This is a genomic window from Paracoccus alkanivorans, from assembly GCF_003697785.1.
GTDB classification, from domain to species: Bacteria; Pseudomonadota; Alphaproteobacteria; order Rhodobacterales; family Rhodobacteraceae; genus Paracoccus; species Paracoccus alkanivorans.
The window spans coordinates 25,130-41,440 of sequence record NZ_QOKZ01000007.1; the positions used below are offsets into that span (position 1 = coordinate 25,130).

Here is a 16,311-nt window from a genome sequence, read left to right on the forward strand (position 1 = left end):
GCTCACCTTCCCTGAGCCGGGGACCAATCGGGTCCAAAAGCGATGGCCTGACCCGTCTGCGCGGATTGGGCGGCAGCCTCGACCAGCCGTTGCGCCTCCAGACCGTCTCCTATTCCGGCAAGTGGCTGGGTGCCGTCACGCAGCAGGGCGACGAAGGCATCCATCTCATCGCGATAGGCCTGCGCGAAACGTTCAAGGAAATAGTTCTCGGGCGGGGCGGTCCTGCATCCTTGCGGGTCACAGATACTCAGCGTGGATTGAGGCTGGTTCCCGACTGTCAGAACTTCCCTGGCGCAAAGTGCTTCCAGCCGCTGATCGTAGCCCATCGGCCCCCGTCGGCACGCGGTAATCTGTGCCATGCGCCCGGATTGGGTGGTCAGTGTGATCATCACCGTATCGACATCGCCAGCCGCGCCGATCTCGCCGGAAATCAGGCAGGAGCCGACTGCGTAAACGCTGGCAATGGGTTCCTCGAGAAGGTGCCGCGCCATATCGACATCATGGATGGAACTGTCGCGGAACATCCCGCCTGAGGTTTCGACATAGCTGCGCGGAGGCGGCGCCGGATCACGCGAGAACATCACCACCTGTTCCAGCCGTCCGCTGATGCCGGAGGATATGCGCTCCTTCAACTGCCGGAAGCTTTTGTCATATCGGCGCTGGAAACCCATCATGCAGGGAATGCCCGATTCCCGCACCTTTCGCACGACATTGGCGGTCAAGGCGAAATCCAGGCTGACCGGTTTTTCGCAGAATACTGCCTTTCCAGTTTCGGCGGCACTCAGCAGCAACCCGGCATGGCTGTCGGTTGAGCTGGCGATAATGATCCCGTCCACGCTGTCATCTGCGAAGACTTCGCCTGATCCGGCGATTTCAGCGCCGGTTCGCGCAGCAAGAAGATTGCGATGAGTGCCTGCCGCCGGATCGACCAGATAGGCCAGTTCCACATCGGCATGCGCGGCCGCATTGACCGCATGAATCTGGCCGATACGGCCCGCACCGAAACAGGCAAGCCTGATCATGGAATCCTCCTTTTCCACCTCGTGGTAGCCCTGCTTGCAGGATTGCGATTGCGAGTGCTGCCGCCAAGCGTCATTCTTGAAGAAATTTCTTCAAACGAGGTGACAATGGCGCGCAAAGCCACAGCGCAGGATGTCGCGCGCGAAGCGGGGGTCTCGGCATCCACCGTGGATCGAGTGCTTAACGGTCGCGGCGGTGTCAGTTTTGAAAAGGAACAGCGTGTCTATTCCGCAGCCCGCCGATTGAAGCTGGATCGCGCGCTGAATCCGCGCGATGCGAGGACACTTCGTGTCGCGGCATTCATTCAGCCGCCCTCGAATCCGTTCCACGCGGCACTGAAACGGGCCATCCAGGATGAGAACCAGGGGCCAAATCCGTTCAATATCCAGATCAGGGTGTTTCATCTCGATATGTCACGCCCGGCGGAAATCATCCGGAAGGTAAGTGAGGTCGGGCCTTCCCATGATGCGCTCATCATTTGCGTTGCCCATGACGAAGGGCTGGCGCAGGTGCTGAGCCGTTTCGTTGCCGCAGGTCAGCCGGTTGTGGCCTTGGCGACCGATATCCGTTGCCCTGGCGCGATCTATGTCGGCCCTGACAATTATCGCTCGGGGCGGCTGGCCGGAGAGTTGATGGGGCGACTGCTCGGGCGGGACGGTGGAGATGTGATTGTCATTGCCGGGCTCTTGACCATGATCGGGCAGCAGGAACGCCACGCCGGGTTCCGGGCTGTCCTGCAGGAGCGCTATCCGAATTGCCGTATCGTCTCGGTGCATGAAAGCGGGGAGCGGGGCGACAGGGCGGGCAGTCTCGTTCGGCGTGCTTTGCGGCAATGGCCGAAAATCAGAGGCATCTATAACCAAAGCGCGGGCGCGGGGCCGGTGGTCGATGCCTTGCGGGCCAATGGCAGGTTGGATGACATCCTGTTCGTTACCCATGAACTGACCGACAATCGCAGGAAGTTGCTTGAAGCCGGTGCCATAGACATGTTGATAGACCAGAACCCGAGACTTGAAGTTGAAGCTGCGGTCAAGGCGATTGCCGGCGTTTTCGGAAGGCTTGATCCACCGCCGGGCCAGACAATCACACCGGTCACCATCTTCACGCGTGAAAACTGCTGACGATCGCCGGGGTTGTTGCAATACATCATCATCTGAATGATGATATACATCATTCAATGTGATGGGGTGGCATCATGACCCGACCGACGATTGCCGATTTGGCCAAGGCCGCCGGTGTCAGCACGGCCACCGTTGATCGGGTGCTGAATGGCCGCCAGAACGTGCGCGAGGAAACCGTGCGCCGCGTCCATCAGGCTGCCGGAGAGATCGGGTATCACGGCGCGAATGTGATCCGGCATCGGATGCTGGCCGATAAGGCCCAGCTGCGCATAGGCCTCTTGCTGCAAAAACCGCGCCACGCCTTCTATCAGGATGTGCAGGCGATTTTCGAGGCACAGGCGCGCGCCTGCATGCAGCGCCGAGTCGAGGTCATGACGCGCTTTACCGAAACTGGCCAGCCCGAAGAGATTTCGGACATTCTTCGTAGCTTCAGGGGTCGCGCAGACGCGGTTGCCGCGACGGGGATAGATCATCACCTGGTCACCCAGGCCGTGCAGGAACTGCGTGGGGCCGGGGTTCCCGTCTATTCGCTTTTGTCGGATTTCGCGCAGGGCGTGCGTGAAAGCTATATGGGGACAAATAACCTCAAGGTTGGTCGCATCGCGGGCTGGTTCATCGCTGGCCTGTCGAAACGACCAGGCAAGGTTGCGCTGTTCATCGGCGGATCGCGTTACCACGGGCATGAGTTGCGGGAGACGGGTTTTCGCAGCTTTTTCCGCCAATCGGCGCCGGCGTTTCAGTTGCTGGATACGCAGATCAACCTCGAGACACGGCAGTTGACATATGAGGCGACGGTTAACCTTCTGGCCAGACATAGCGATCTGGTTGGGCTTTATTGCGCGGGCGGTGGCATGGAGGGCGCCATCGAGGCCGTGCGGGAGATGCGCAAGCCCGGTGATATGGTGCTGATCGTCAATGAATTGACGCCGGAGTCGCGTGCGGGTCTGCAAGACCAGACACTCAGCGTGGTTCTGTCAACGCCGGTGCAGCAGATTGCCGATGATCTGATAGAGATGATGATTGCAACCTCGGATAAGGGAATGTTGGAAACGCCCGGTCAGCGGTTCTTTCCGGCGCAGGTCTGGACTCCTGAAAGCGAATTCATGAGGTGATTACATCATTCTGATTTTATTTTACATCATGAATGATGTTTTCCGGTGACTCATTTTATTGACCGGTTGAGCGGAATCGGGAATCGTAATGCCATCGGCACGGGTAGGAGGCCCTGCTGCAATCTAGTGGGAGCCGGGCTGCTGCCACCGCGTTCAGCGGGTGGGTGAGTTTGTCCTTGTTGCACAGGCGGCGCTTATGTGCCGCGTTTGGAGGAGACAATGAAAAAAATTCTGCTTTCGACCACCTTGATCGCCGGGCTGGCCGGGACGGCCTCGGCCGAGAATATCGGCGTCAGCATGGCGCTGTTTGATGATAACTTCCTGACTGTGCTTCGGAACGGCATCCAGGACCTCGCCGACGGCATGGATGGTGTCGATGTCCAGATCGAGGACGCACAGAATGACGTTGCCAAGCAACTTGACCAGATCAACAACTTCATCGCCAGTGGCGTGGATGCGATCATCGTCAATCCGGTCGATACCTCGGCCACACAGGCGATGACCGATGCGGCAGAGGCGGCCGGTGTGCCGCTGGTCTTCGTCAACCGCGAGCCGATCAATGTCGATACGCTGCCGGAGGGCCAGGCATTCGTCGCCTCGGATGAGCGCGAATCCGGAACGCTGGAAACCATCGAGATCTGCGACCAGCTTGCCGGGGCCGGTAAGACCGAGGCCAATGTCTATGTCATGATGGGTGAGCTTTCGAACCAGGCCGCCGTGCAGCGCACAGCCGATATCCATGACGTGATCGAAGCGGGAAAATGTGCCGTGACGCTGAACATCATTGATGAGCAGACGGCCAACTGGAACCGCGACGAGGCACAGGACCTGATGACCAACTGGCTGACGACGGGCGAGCCCTTCGATGCCGTGATCTCGAATAATGACGAGATGGCGATTGGCGCCATTCAGGCCATGAAAGCGTCGGGCGTCAGCATGGATGATGTTGTCGTCGGCGGGATCGATGCCACGCAGGACGCGCTGCTGGCCATGGCGGCAGGGGAGTTGGACGTCACCGTGTTTCAGGATGCTGCCGGGCAGGGCTCCGGTGCCCTTGATGCAGCGCTGAAGCTTTCGCGTGGAGAAGAGGTGGAACAGAAGGTCTATGTGCCGTTCCAACTGGTGACACCCGAGAACATGTCCGAGTTCACGCAAAGTAACTGAGGCATGGCCTTGCATCCGGGCGGCGCGCAAGGTGCCGTCCGGGGATCGGCAGGCGAGACGTGTCTCGCAAGAGGGGATCAATCATGTCAGATACGTCGCACGGAGTCGGCGGACTGAGCTTTGATCAGTCAAAGCGCGGGCTTCCCGCAGAAGCAGGTGTCGCCATTGCACTTGTCCTGATCATTGTCGTGTTCGAATTGCTCGGCCGGATACTGATGAACGACAGTTTCCTGTTCAATACGCGCGAAAATGTTGACGCGATATTCAACATGGCGCGCCTGGAAATCATCATTCTGCAGGTTTCGATCATCGGAATCATCGCGCTTGGCGTGACGCAGGTCATCATTACCGGAGGTATCGATCTGTCATCGGGTTCCGTGGTCGGCATGACCGCGATGATCGCCATGAGCTTTGCGCAGGTGGGCGAGATCAACGGCCTGGAAAATACCCGTGCTGTCTTTTTTGACCTGGGCTGGGTCAATTTGCCCGTTATCATTCCTGTGCTGGTCGGGTTGGCCTGCGGGCTGTTGGCAGGACTCATCAACGGGCTGCTGATCGCCTATACCAAGATTCCGCCCTTCATCGCGACGCTGGGGATGATGGTCTCGGCGCGCGGAGTCGCAAAATGGTGGACGGCCGGGCAGCCGGTGTCTTTCCCGACCGGAGGCTATGCAGCTATCGGCAAGGGCATGATGCCGGTGGTGATATTCGTTGTCCTGGCGATCCTGTTCTACCTGATCCTGAAATATACAGTCTATGGCAAGCATACCTACGCGATCGGCTCGAACGAGGCGGCGGCGCGCATGTCCGGTATCAATGTCGCCCGCCACAAGGTTCTGGTCTATACCATCGCCGGGTTGCTGGCGGGTATCGCCGCCATCGTGCTGAGCGCAAAGAACCTGACCGCGCAGGCCGGCATGGGGGTGATGTATGAGCTGGACGCGATTGCCATGGCGGTCATCGGCGGCATTTCCCTGGCCGGTGGACGCGGGACGATCCTGGGCACCGTTCTGGGCGCACTGATCTTTGGCGTCATCATATCGGGTTTCACCTTCCTGAGGCTGGATGCCTATTACCAGGAAATGGTCAAGGGCGCGATCATCGTCGGTGCCGTCGTGCTGGACCAGTGGCGTCAAAGCCGCGCGGCAGCAAGGTCCTGAGGAGGATATCATGTCAAGCGATCTGCAAACCAACATCTCGGGCGCCGAGGCCCCGAAACCGCAGGCCGATCCGGGTGAGGTGATCCTGCGCACCGAAGGCCTGACCAAGCATTACGGCGGTGTCCACGCACTGATCGATTGCAATTTCGAGATCCGCAAGGGCGAGCATGTGGCGATCATGGGTGATAACGGAGCCGGCAAGTCCACATTTGTTCGCCAGATCACCGCGGTCGAGCAGAAGACGGCGGGCAAAATCTGGTTCAACGGCGATTACGTCGAGTTCGACGGACCACTGGCCGCGCGCGAAGCCGGGATCGAGACGGTGTTCCAGACCCTCGCGCTGGCGGATCATCTCGACGTGCCCGACAATCTGTTTCTCGGACGGGAAAAGCGGCTGTTCAATCTGGGACCGTTCTCGATCCTCGATTACAAGGCCATGCGCGAGGCGACGATGCGCGGGTTGGAAAAGACCGGGGTAAAAATCCCCAATATCCGCAACACGATCCAGAACATGTCGGGTGGTCAGCGGCAATGTGTGGCCATCGCCCGCACCGCGACCTTCCATTCCAAATTGACCATCATGGACGAGCCGACGGCGGCGCTTGGCGTTCAGGAAACCGCGCAGGTGGAAAACATCATCCGGACCTTGAAGGAGGCGGGCGAGCCGCTGATCCTGATCAGCCACAACATGCGGCAGGTGATGGATTTATGCGACCGTATCGTCGTCTGGCGGCGTGGCCGGATCTGCGCGAACCTGCGGAAAGAGGAAACCGACGGCGAAGACGTCGTTGCCTATATCACCGGCGCCAAGACGCAGCCGGAATATGAGATCGCAGCCTGAACCCGTTAGCAGCAGGAGAGCATGATGCAATTCTTGACGAAAGCTTTTCCCGCGCTGGCGGTGTTTGGTGCCGGAGTGGTTGTCGTGGGTTCCGCGATCACTGCTGGTGAAAGCGCTGACCGCAATATCTGGAGCCCGTCCGGGCCTGTCACCCGCGCCAATCCCGACGCCTACAAGTAGCCCGGCCGCGGGTTGCGCCCGCGCCGTACTCGACCACGCGGAACATGTGGCACGTCGGCGACAGCGCGGCGGCCTGTCCGCTACACCTCAAAGGTAAGATCATGAAAATCGCCCTCGACCCTTTTATGCATCGCCATCTGAGCCTGGAGAAACTACCCTCCAAGGTGGCAGAGCTTGGCTACGAGTGGATCGAACTCAGCCCACGCGCCGATTTCCTCGAATGGTTCAAGGCACCGCGCGCGTATCCCGACCGCGTCAGGTCCTTCAGGAAGGCGCTGAGCGACGCCAGTGTCGGTATTGCCAGCCTGCTGCCCATGTATCGCTGGGCCAGCAACGACGAGGAAGAGCGCAAGGCCGCCGTCCGGCACTGGAAACGTGCCATCGAGATCGCCGTGGAACTGGGCGTCGATACGATGAACAGCGAGTTCGGCCGCGGTCCGCATCCCGACAAGGGCACCTGCTATTGCTGTCATACCGGCTCGATGATCGAAGCCTGCGAGGATGCGTGGTGGCGGTCGATGGAGGAACTGGTGCCGATCCTCGAGAAGGAAGGCATTAACCTGCATATCGAGCCCCATCCCGAGGATTGGGTGGAAACGCTGCAACCTTCGGTGGATCTGATCCGCACCGTGAACTCGCCGCGCGTCAAGTTCCTGTATTGCACGCCGCATACCTTCTATTTCGGCGATGACACCGTGGCGATGCTGCGCGAATGCGCCGATGTGTTGGCCCATGTCCACATCGCCGACACTTTCAATCACAAGGCCAGCTCAGGCCTGCGCTATATCATCAACCCCCCGGGTTCGTCCGCCCGCGTGCATCAGCATCTGAATATCGGTCAGGGCGAGGTGCCATGGGACGACTTCTATCGCACGCTGGCCGAGATCGGCTTTGATGGCATCATGACCGCCTGCGTCTTCGCGTGGGAGGAAAAGGCCGACGAGTCGGGCAAGTTCATGCGCAGCGAGATGCAGCGCTATGTCGATCAATATTTCAAATGAGGCACAGGACATGACCGTCAAAATTGGCGTTATCGGAACAGGCATGATCGGCCGCGACCACACGCGGAGAATCCAGCAGGTGTTGGCCGGGGCCGAGGTGGTCGCGCTGAGCGATTATAACCCGGATGCGGCGAGGGCCGTTCAGGCCGATCTCGCGCCCGGTGCAAAGGTCCATGAGACAGGCGAGGGTCTGATCTCCGCCGGTGATGTGGACGCGGTGCTGGTCTGCTCGACCGGCTCGACGCATGAGACCTATGTGCTGGCGGCGATTGCGGCGGGCAAGCCATGTTTTTGCGAAAAACCGCTGGCGACGACAGCCGAAGGTGCGCTTCGCATCGTCGATGCGGAAGTTGCTCATGGCAAGCGGCTGGTTCAGGTTGGTTTCATGCGCCGCTACGATGCCGGATACCGAATGCTCAAACAGGCTGTCGATCATGAGATCGGCACCCCGCTGATGGTCCATGCCGCGCATCGGAACCCCACGGTGCCAGAGCAATATGTCACCCCGATGGCGATCCATGACACGCTGATCCACGAGATCGATGTGTTCCGCTGGCTGCTGGACGATGATTACGTTTCGGCGCAGGTCGTCTTTCCGCGCAAATCAGGCCATGCCCATGACAGGGTGGCTGACCCGCAGATCGTGCTGCTGGAAACGGCAAAGGGCATCCGCATCGATGTCGAGATTTTCGTGAATTGCCGCTATGGTTACGACATCCAGTGCCAGGTTGTCGGAGAGGAGGGGCTGGTCAGTCTGCCCGACCCGATGGCGGTTACCCTGCGCAAGGAGGCGCGGTTGCAACGCGAAATCCTGACAGACTGGAAGGACCGTTTCATCGACAGCTACGATGTCGAGTTGCAGGATTTCATCACCGCTGCCGCGAAGGGAACCGCCGCTGGCCCAACCAGTTGGGATGGCTATGTCGCAGCAATCTCTTCGGATGCCTGCGTCGAGGCGCAGGAGAAATCCGGCCAGATCATTTCCATCTCTCTGCCGGACCGACCGGCGCTTTACGACAGGGGCTGACCCATGCGTTTCGCGATCAATCATATTTCGGCACCGAAACTGCCACTGGCCGGGTTTTTCGCCATGTGCCGTCGCCTCGGCGTCTCGGAAGTCGAGATCCGCAACGATATTCCGGATGTTCTGGGAGCCATGACCCCTACCGCTGTCCGTGCCGAGGCTGCGGCACAGGGTATCACCATCCTGTCGATCAACGCATTGTATCCGTTCAACCTGTGGGCCGGCGATCTTCCCGACCGTGCGCAGAGAATGGCCGATTATGCGGCGGAATGCGGGGCGCGGGCGCTGGTCATGTGCCCGCTGAACGACGGGAACAAGGTGCCGCATTCCGAGGTGGTGAGGGCGCTGGATGCCATGAAAGACATCCTGCATGAGCGGAACCTGACCGGTCTGGTCGAGCCTTTGGGTTTTCCGGTCAGCTCATTGCGCAACAAGGCTGAAGCCATCACCGCCATCACCGAGGCTGGCGCAGACGGCACCTATGCATTGATGCATGATACGTTCCATCACCATCTTGCCGGCGAAGCCGGGCTCTTCCCGAACCGCACCGGCCTCGTTCATATTTCCGGCGTGACCGATCCGGGCGTGGAGGTTGACGATATGCTGGACGCGCATCGTGTTCTGGTGGATGGGGGCGACCGGCTGAAGAATATCTCGCAGATCAGGGCGCTTCTGGCAGGGGGGTATGACGGTCCGTTTTCATTCGAACCCTTCGCGGAAGAAGTTCACAACTCCGCCAACCCCGAGGCGGCGTTGCGTCAGAGCATGGATTTCATTCTGGCCGCTTTGGCTGAAGAGGGGGCGGCATGAAAACGCTTGACGTGATCACGATTGGGCGGAGTTCGGTTGACCTTTACGGTCAGCAGGTCGGCGGCCGTCTGGAGGATATGGGGAGCTTTGCCAAATATATCGGCGGCTCCCCGACCAATATCGCCTGCGGGACGGCGCGGCTCGGGTTGCGCTCGGCAGTGATCACCAGGGTCGGCGACGAGCATATGGGGCGGTTTATCCGCGAACAGCTTGCGCGCGAGGGCGTGGATCTGCGCGGCGTGGCGACCGATCCTGAGCGGCTGACGGCATTGGTGCTGCTGGGCATCCGCGACGAGGACAGTTTTCCGCTGATCTTTTACCGCGAGAACTGCGCCGACATGGCACTGAGCGAGGACGATATCGACGAGGATTTCATCGCCGAGGCGCGCTCGGTCCTGGCGACGGGAACGCATCTGAGCCATCCGCGCACCGAGGGCGCGGTGCTCAAGGCGCTGGAACTGGCGCGGAAGCATAGAGCCAGAACCGCGCTGGATATCGACTACCGCCCGAATCTCTGGGGAGTGGCCGGGCATGGAGAGGGCGAAAGCCGCTTTATCGAAAGCGCCAAGGTGACGGCCAAGCTGCAATCGGTGCTGCATTTCTTTGACCTGATCGTCGGCACCGAGGAAGAATTTCACATCGCGGGTGGCACCACCGATACGGTGGCAGCTTTGCGCGCGGTGCGCAGGGTCACGAAGGCCACGCTGGTCTGCAAGCGTGGGGCGGCGGGGGCGGTGGCTTTCGAGGGCGCGATTCCCGACAGTCTCGATGACGGCGAAAGCGGGCCGGGCTTCCCGATCGAAGTGTTCAACGTGCTGGGCGCGGGGGACGGGTTCTTCTCGGGCCTGCTGAAGGGCTGGCTGGATGGTGAAGGCTGGCCGACCGCGCTGAAATACGCCAATGCCTGCGGCGCCTTCGCGGTCAGTCGCCACGGCTGCACGCCGGCCTATCCCTCGCTGGCCGAGTTGGAATTCTTCCTCACGCGCGGGGTGATCCGCCCCGATCTGCGCAACGATCCGGAACTGGAGCAGATCCACTGGGCGACCAATCGCGGCGGCGACTGGTCCAGCATGCGGGTATTCGCCTTCGATCACCGGATTCAGTTGGAGGAAATGGCGGGCTACACGCCCGAGAAGGGCGGGGCCTTCAAGGAACTGTGCCTGAAGGCTGCGCTGCGGGTCGCGGACGGGCGGTTGGGCTATGGCATCCTTTGCGACAACCGGATCGGGAAGCGGGCGCTCCATGCGGCCTCGGGTACGGGGCTGTGGATCGGGCGTCCCTGCGAATGGCCGGGCTCGCGCCCGCTGGAGCTGGAGCCGGAACTGGGGCCGGATTGCGGCGGCTTGCAGGAATGGGCGCGCGAGAATGTGGTGAAGGTTCTGTGCTTCTGCCATCCCGATGACGATGCGGCCATCCGTGCGGATCAGGAGGCAACGGTCAAGCGGCTGTTCACGGCGGCACGGAGGAGCGGGTTGGAGTTCCTGATGGAGATCATCCCCTCGAAACTGGGGAAGATGGATGACGAGACCACGGCCACGCTGATCCGGCAATTTTACGCGGCGGGGATTTATCCCGACTGGTGGAAGCTGGAGCCGCTGAAGACGCGCGCGGCCTGGGCGAATGCCATCGCCGTGATCGAGAAACATGACCGGCATACGCGCGGCATCGTGGTGCTGGGGCTGGACGCGCCCGAGACGGAACTGGCCGCCAGCTTTGAAGTCGCAGCCGGGTTCGATCTGGTCCGGGGCTTTGCCGTGGGCCGGACGATCTTCGGCGAGGTGGCGCGAGACTGGCTTGATGGGCGGATCGGGGACGACGATGCCGTGACGCGGATGGCGGAACGCTACGCGCGGCTCTGCGGGATCTGGGATCAGGCTCGTATTCGGGCGGCAGCATGAGATTGGCAGGGAGAGGCAGGGGCGCCGCCCCTCTTGGCCTGCGGCCAATTCACCCCGAGGTATTTGGACAAAGAAGAAGGGGCTTGAGATGAGTGGAACGGTTCGACTAACGGCGGCTCAGGCCATGATGCGCTGGTTGTCAGAGCAGATGACCGGGGAAGGCGAGCGTTTCATCGAGGGGGTCTGGGCGATTTTCGGGCATGGCAACGTGGCCGGGCTGGGCGAGGCGCTGCACGGGATTGGCGAAGCGCTGCCGACATGGCGTGGACAGAACGAGCAGACGATGGCCCATGCCGCGATCGCCTATGCCAAGGGCAAGTCGCGCAGGCGGGCGATGGCGGTCACGAGTTCCATCGGGCCGGGGGCGACGAATATGGTGACGGCGGCGGCGCTGGCGCATGTGAACCGGCTGCCGGTGCTGTTCATCGCGGGCGATGTCTTTGCGAGCCGCAGGCCGGATCCGGTCCTGCAGCAGGTCGAGGATTTCGACGACGGCACAGTGAGCGCGAATGATTGTTTCCGTCCGGTGGTGCGTTATTTCGACCGCATCACCCGGCCCGAGCATCTGTTGACGGCGCTGCCACGTGCACTGCGGGTGATGACCGACCCGGCCAATTGCGGGCCGGTCTGCCTGTCCTTTTGCCAGGATGTGCAGACCGAGGCCTTTGACTGGCCCGAGGAATTCTTTGCATCGCGTGTCTGGCATATCCGTCGGCCCGAGCCGGATGCACGCGAGCTGGAAGAGGCTTCAGAGATGATCCGGGCAGCGAAAACCCCGGTGATCGTCTGCGGCGGTGGGGTGGTCTATTCCGGGGCGGAATCGATTTTGGGTGAGTTTGCGACCCGCCACAATATCCCGGTGATCGAAACTCAGGCCGGAAAATCGGCGCTGGCGCAGGCGCATGAGATGAATTTCGGGGCAGTCGGGGTGGATGGCTCGGCGGCGGCGAACAGGGTGGCGGGTGAGGCCGATCTGGTGATTGCGGTCGGGACGCGGCTGCAGGATTTCACCACCGGCTCTCGGACCTTGTTCGGGGAGGCGAAGCTGATCGGTATCAATGTGCAGCCCTGTGATGCCGCCAAGCATGGCGCGGTGAGCCTTGTCGCCGATGCGAAGGTTGCGTTGGAGAAGCTGACGGCGAAGCTGGGCGATTACCGCGCCGATGCCGCCGATCCGCAGGCGCGCGCCGACTGGCTGGCGGCGGTGGATGCGCATTGTGCCGAGTCTGCCGTGGGGAACGAGTTGCCGACGGATGCGCAGGTGATCGGTGCGGTGCAGCGGGCCTCGACCCCGGCCAGCATTGCCATGTGTGCCGCCGGAACGATGCCGGGGGCGCTCAAGCTGCTCTGGCAGCCTGCACAGGGCGGCTATCACATGGAATATGGCTATAGCTGCATGGGCTACGAGATTGCCGGGGCCATGGGGCTGAAGCTGGCGCAGCCGGACCGCGAGGTGCTGTGCTTCGTGGGTGACGGCAGCTACATGATGGCGAATTCCGAACTGGCGACGGCGGTGATGCGGCGCATCCCCTTTACCGTGATCCTGACCGATAACCGGGGATATGGCTGCATCAACCGGCTACAGCAGGGCTGCGGCGGGGAAGAGTTCAACAATCTCTACAAGGATTGCAATGTCGAGGCGCAGCCGCAGATCGACTTTGTTGCCCATGCCGCCAGCATGGGCGCGCATGCGGTGAAGGCGGCGGGTATCCCCGATCTGGAGACGCAGATCGCGGCGGCGCGGGGCCGGGACATTCCGACCGTGATCGTGATCGACACCACTGCCGTTCCGGGGCCGGGCGACGGTTTGGAAGCGGCAGGCCATTGGTGGGATGTCGCCGTGCCGGAGGTGGGCGGCAGTGAAAAGCTGAAACGGGCCTATGCCGAATACCTGGATTATGCCGCACGGCAGAGCCTTGCGAATTGAGGGGGACGCGATGATTTTCTACGGCACCAATCCGATTGCCTGGTCGAATGACGACGACCACTCGATCGGCGATCATCTGAGCCTGGATGACTGCCTGTCCGATTGCCGCGAGATCGGTTTCGACGGGATCGAGAAGGGGCACAAGATGCCCTCGGAAGGCGCGGCGCTGAAGGCCGCGCTTGGCGCTTACGGGCTGCGATTTATCGGTGGCTGGCATTCGACAAATATTCTTGCCGATGATTCGACGCCGGAAACCGAGAAGGCGGCGATGGACGCGCATATCGCCATGTCGAAAGCGGCAGGGACGGATGTTCTGATCGTCTGCGAATGTTCGAACACCGTGCATGGCCGACCGGATGTGGCGGTGAATGACCGGCCCGTGCTGTCGGATGCGGAATGGGATCGCTTCATGGCCGGGATCAATGCGCTGGCCGAACATGCGAGCGCGCAGGGGATGCGTTTCTGCTATCATCACCACATGGGAAGCTGTGTGGAGAGCGCGGCGGATATCGACCGTTTCATGGCGGCGGCGGGGCCGAACACTCTGCTGCTGCTGGATACCGGCCATTGCCTGTTCGGGGGCGCGGATCCGGCGGAAGTGGCGCGGAAACATGTGGACCGGGTGGGGCATATCCATTGCAAGAATATCCGCCGACCCGTCATGGAGCAGGTGCGCGCCGAGGGGCTGAGCTTTATCGAGGGAGTGAAGCGGGGCGCCTTCACCGTGCCGGGCGATCCCGAGGGATGTGTCGCCTTCGAGCCGGTGCTGAAACTCGCGGCCGAACATGGTTATCGGGGCTGGCTGGTGATCGAGGCCGAGCAGGACAGCGCGATCCGCGAGCCTCTGCATTATCAGCGCATGGGCTATGAGGCGCTACGTCGCATGGCGGTCGAAGCGGGGCTCGACCGGGAAGCCGCCGCGTGACCATGGGCGAGGGGGCGCTCGCGCCCCCTCTTGGCCTGCGGCCAATTCACCCCCGAGGATATTTGGATGAAGAAGAAAGGGACGAGGATGAGTCAACTACTGCGGCGACCCTTTGGCAGCCATGGCAAGACCCACCAGATCACGCCGGCGGATGCGGGCTGGCGCTATGTGGGGTTTTCCCTCTACCGGCTGCGGCCCGGCGAGAGTGCCGGGGAGGCGACCGGCAGTAACGAGGTGATCCTGGTTATGGTCGAGGGCAAGGCCGCCTTTCACGCCGCGGATCGCGATTGGGGTGTGCTGGGCGAGCGGATGGATGTGTTCGAGAAAACCCCGCCGCATTGCCTTTATGTCCCCAATGGCGCGGAATGGCGCGCTGTGGCGGAGAGTGATTGCATTATCGCGGTCTGCGCCGCCCCCGGGCGGGGCGGGCATGATGCGCGGCGGATCGGGCCGGACGGAATTTCCCTGACCGAGCGCGGCAAGGGCGGCAATACCCGCTATATCAACAATATCGCCATGGAGGCCGAGGATTACTGCGACAGCCTGCTGGTGACCGAGGTGTTCACGCCCGCCGGGCATTGGTCCTCCTATCCCAGCCATCGCCATGACGAGGACGATTTTCCACGCATCACCTATCTGGAGGAGACCTATTACCATCGTCTGAACCCGGCGAATGGCTGGGCCGTGCAGCGTGTCTATACCGATGATGGCAGTCTCGACGAGGTGATGGCCGTGCGGGACCATGATGTGGTATTGGTCCCGCGTGGCCACCATCCCTGCGGTGCGCCCTATGGGTTTGAGCTCTATTACCTGAACGTCATGGCGGGGCCGCGCAGGAACTGGCGCTTCGTGCCGGCGCCGGAAGTGGAACAGCTCATGTGAGGGGTAAGGCTGCCCGTCTACGAGCCCGATCCCGGCACGGGGCTGTATTCGCGTTGTATCTGATGCAAGATCTGTGATTTTACCCTTCGCCCTCCAGAATGGATTCGATCAGGGTCAACCCCGTATCCACGCGGGCGGGAAGCGGAATGTTGCGATTGGCCAGAATGACAAGGCCCAGATCCTCGTCGGGGATGAAGGCGACATAGCCGCCGAAGCCATTGGTCGATCCTGTCTTGCTGAACAGCGCGGCGTGGTCCGATGTTTCGGGGGATGACAGCCGCGTCGCAGGCTGGCTTTCGGTGGTCATTTCCGGTGCATTCCCGGCCAGCAACTGATCGCGTGAAACCGGCCAGGGGTAGCGTTCCCAGATCATCGCCTGCACGAAATTCCTTGTGCGTGTCTGGCCCAGGTGGGTTTTCGCCACAGCCTCACGCAGGTCCGACGGGACATCCATATCGCCCAGGCTGACCCGCAGAAACCGCAGCATGTCGCGCAGGTCCGACTTGAGGCCATAGGCTTCGTCATCCAGCATTCCCGGATTCACCCGGATGGGGCTGTCATCCTCGCGCGAATAACCCCAAGCGTAGCTCGGCATGGCAGCCGTTGGCACATCGATGTAAACATTCTCCAGCCCCAGCGGATCCAGAACATGGGCTTGCAGTGCCTCGGCATAGGTTCCATCGAAAGCGTGAGCGGCAATGCGTCCCAGAAGGCCGATGCTGATATTCGAGTAAGATCGTTCGCCCTGCCCCGGCGCAGGCTGCCATTCCTGCAGCCAGCGCATCATCGTGCCGTCATCGCTTGCCTCATCCGGCACCTGCAGGGGTAACCCGCTGGTCTGATGGGTGGCGAGATCCATCAGTGACACGGAGCCAATTGCACTGTCTTTCAGTTCCGGCAGATGGTCCGCTACCGGATCCGCGAGTGACAGGCGTCCTTCCTGTTCTGAAAGAGCGGCGAGGATCACGTTGAAGGTTTTGCTGATCGAGCCAAGCTCGAACAGGGTATCCGCTGTAACCGGCCTTGCCTCCGCACGATCAGCTTTGCCTGTGGTATAGATATATTCCCGGCCCTGCCAGATCACGCCGACGGCGAGACCCGGAATGTCATGCTCCGCAATGACGGGGGCAAGAATGCCGGCCGTCATTTGTTGAAACTCGGCTTCGCTCATCGCCGATGCCGGCATGGCAAGACCGGCTGCAAACAGGCCAAGGCCCACGCATCCATAATTCATGCTAATGTTTCC

The 16,311-nt window shown here is 61.3% G+C and carries 15 protein-coding genes; 13 read left to right on the forward strand and 2 right to left on the reverse strand.

The genetic code is table 11. From position 1 onward, the window contains the following. Positions 1-2: 2 nt before the first annotated feature. On the reverse strand, positions 3-1,022 hold the full coding sequence (locus C9E81_RS16805) for a Gfo/Idh/MocA family protein (RefSeq protein WP_208021211.1): 1,020 nt from the start codon (positions 1,020-1,022) through the stop codon (positions 3-5). Positions 1,023-1,127: 105 nt separating this feature from the next. Here C9E81_RS16805 and C9E81_RS22735 point away from each other — a divergent pair, with 105 nt between their 5' ends. The 13 genes from C9E81_RS22735 to iolB all read left to right on the forward strand — a co-directional run bounded on the left by C9E81_RS22735 (position 1,128) and on the right by iolB (position 15,065). Then, positions 1,128-2,141, forward strand: a complete 1,014-nt coding sequence (locus tag C9E81_RS22735) for a LacI family DNA-binding transcriptional regulator (RefSeq protein ID WP_166461957.1) — start codon at positions 1,128-1,130, stop codon at positions 2,139-2,141. Positions 2,142-2,215: 74 nt separating this feature from the next. Then, positions 2,216-3,253 carry a LacI family DNA-binding transcriptional regulator gene (locus tag C9E81_RS16820; protein ID WP_122113516.1) on the forward strand — a complete coding sequence of 346 codons (1,038 nt, stop codon included), beginning with the start codon at positions 2,216-2,218 and terminating at the stop codon, positions 3,251-3,253. Between the two features lie 219 nt (positions 3,254-3,472). Further along, positions 3,473-4,417 (forward strand): sugar ABC transporter substrate-binding protein, encoded by a 945-nt coding sequence (locus C9E81_RS16825; RefSeq protein WP_122113517.1) that lies wholly within the window; start codon positions 3,473-3,475, stop codon positions 4,415-4,417. Between the two features lie 83 nt (positions 4,418-4,500). Then, on the forward strand, positions 4,501-5,577 hold the full coding sequence (locus C9E81_RS16830; RefSeq protein ID WP_122113518.1) for an ABC transporter permease: 1,077 nt from the start codon (positions 4,501-4,503) through the stop codon (positions 5,575-5,577). 10 nt (positions 5,578-5,587) lie between these two features. Continuing rightward, entirely contained in the window at positions 5,588-6,418 is an 831-nt protein-coding gene (locus tag C9E81_RS16835; protein WP_122113519.1) for an ATP-binding cassette domain-containing protein, read from the forward strand. A 24-nt stretch (positions 6,419-6,442) separates the two neighbouring features. Beyond that, a complete protein-coding gene (locus C9E81_RS22980) occupies positions 6,443-6,598 on the forward strand; it encodes a hypothetical protein (RefSeq protein ID WP_166461958.1) in 156 nt (51 codons plus the stop codon). A 101-nt stretch (positions 6,599-6,699) separates the two neighbouring features. Further along, entirely contained in the window at positions 6,700-7,599 is a 900-nt protein-coding gene (locus C9E81_RS16840) for a sugar phosphate isomerase/epimerase family protein (protein ID WP_122113654.1), read from the forward strand. Positions 7,600-7,609: 10 nt separating this feature from the next. Further along, a complete protein-coding gene (locus C9E81_RS16845) occupies positions 7,610-8,626 on the forward strand; it encodes a Gfo/Idh/MocA family protein (protein WP_122113520.1) in 1,017 nt (338 codons plus the stop codon). Positions 8,627-8,629: 3 nt separating this feature from the next. Beyond that, positions 8,630-9,433, forward strand: coding sequence for a TIM barrel protein (locus C9E81_RS16850; protein ID WP_122113521.1), 804 nt, complete (start codon positions 8,630-8,632; stop codon positions 9,431-9,433). Beyond that, a complete protein-coding gene (locus C9E81_RS16855; RefSeq protein WP_122113522.1) occupies positions 9,430-11,331 on the forward strand; it encodes a bifunctional 5-dehydro-2-deoxygluconokinase/5-dehydro-2-deoxyphosphogluconate aldolase in 1,902 nt (633 codons plus the stop codon). The genes C9E81_RS16850 and C9E81_RS16855 overlap by 4 nt, the downstream gene beginning before the upstream one ends. Positions 11,332-11,419: 88 nt before the next feature. Continuing rightward, on the forward strand, positions 11,420-13,258 hold the full coding sequence (iolD, locus tag C9E81_RS16860) for a 3D-(3,5/4)-trihydroxycyclohexane-1,2-dione acylhydrolase (decyclizing) (protein WP_122113523.1): 1,839 nt from the start codon (positions 11,420-11,422) through the stop codon (positions 13,256-13,258). A gap of 10 nt (positions 13,259-13,268) precedes the next feature. Then, on the forward strand, positions 13,269-14,183 hold the full coding sequence (gene iolE / locus C9E81_RS16865) for a myo-inosose-2 dehydratase (RefSeq protein WP_122113524.1): 915 nt from the start codon (positions 13,269-13,271) through the stop codon (positions 14,181-14,183). A gap of 87 nt (positions 14,184-14,270) precedes the next feature. After that, positions 14,271-15,065 (forward strand): 5-deoxy-glucuronate isomerase, encoded by a 795-nt coding sequence (iolB, locus tag C9E81_RS16870; protein ID WP_122113525.1) that lies wholly within the window; start codon positions 14,271-14,273, stop codon positions 15,063-15,065. 79 nt (positions 15,066-15,144) lie between these two features. Here iolB and ampC read toward each other — a convergent pair whose 3' ends face one another. After that, positions 15,145-16,299 (reverse strand): class C beta-lactamase, encoded by a 1,155-nt coding sequence (gene ampC / locus C9E81_RS16875; RefSeq protein ID WP_243698699.1) that lies wholly within the window; start codon positions 16,297-16,299, stop codon positions 15,145-15,147. Positions 16,300-16,311 lie beyond the last annotated feature (12 nt).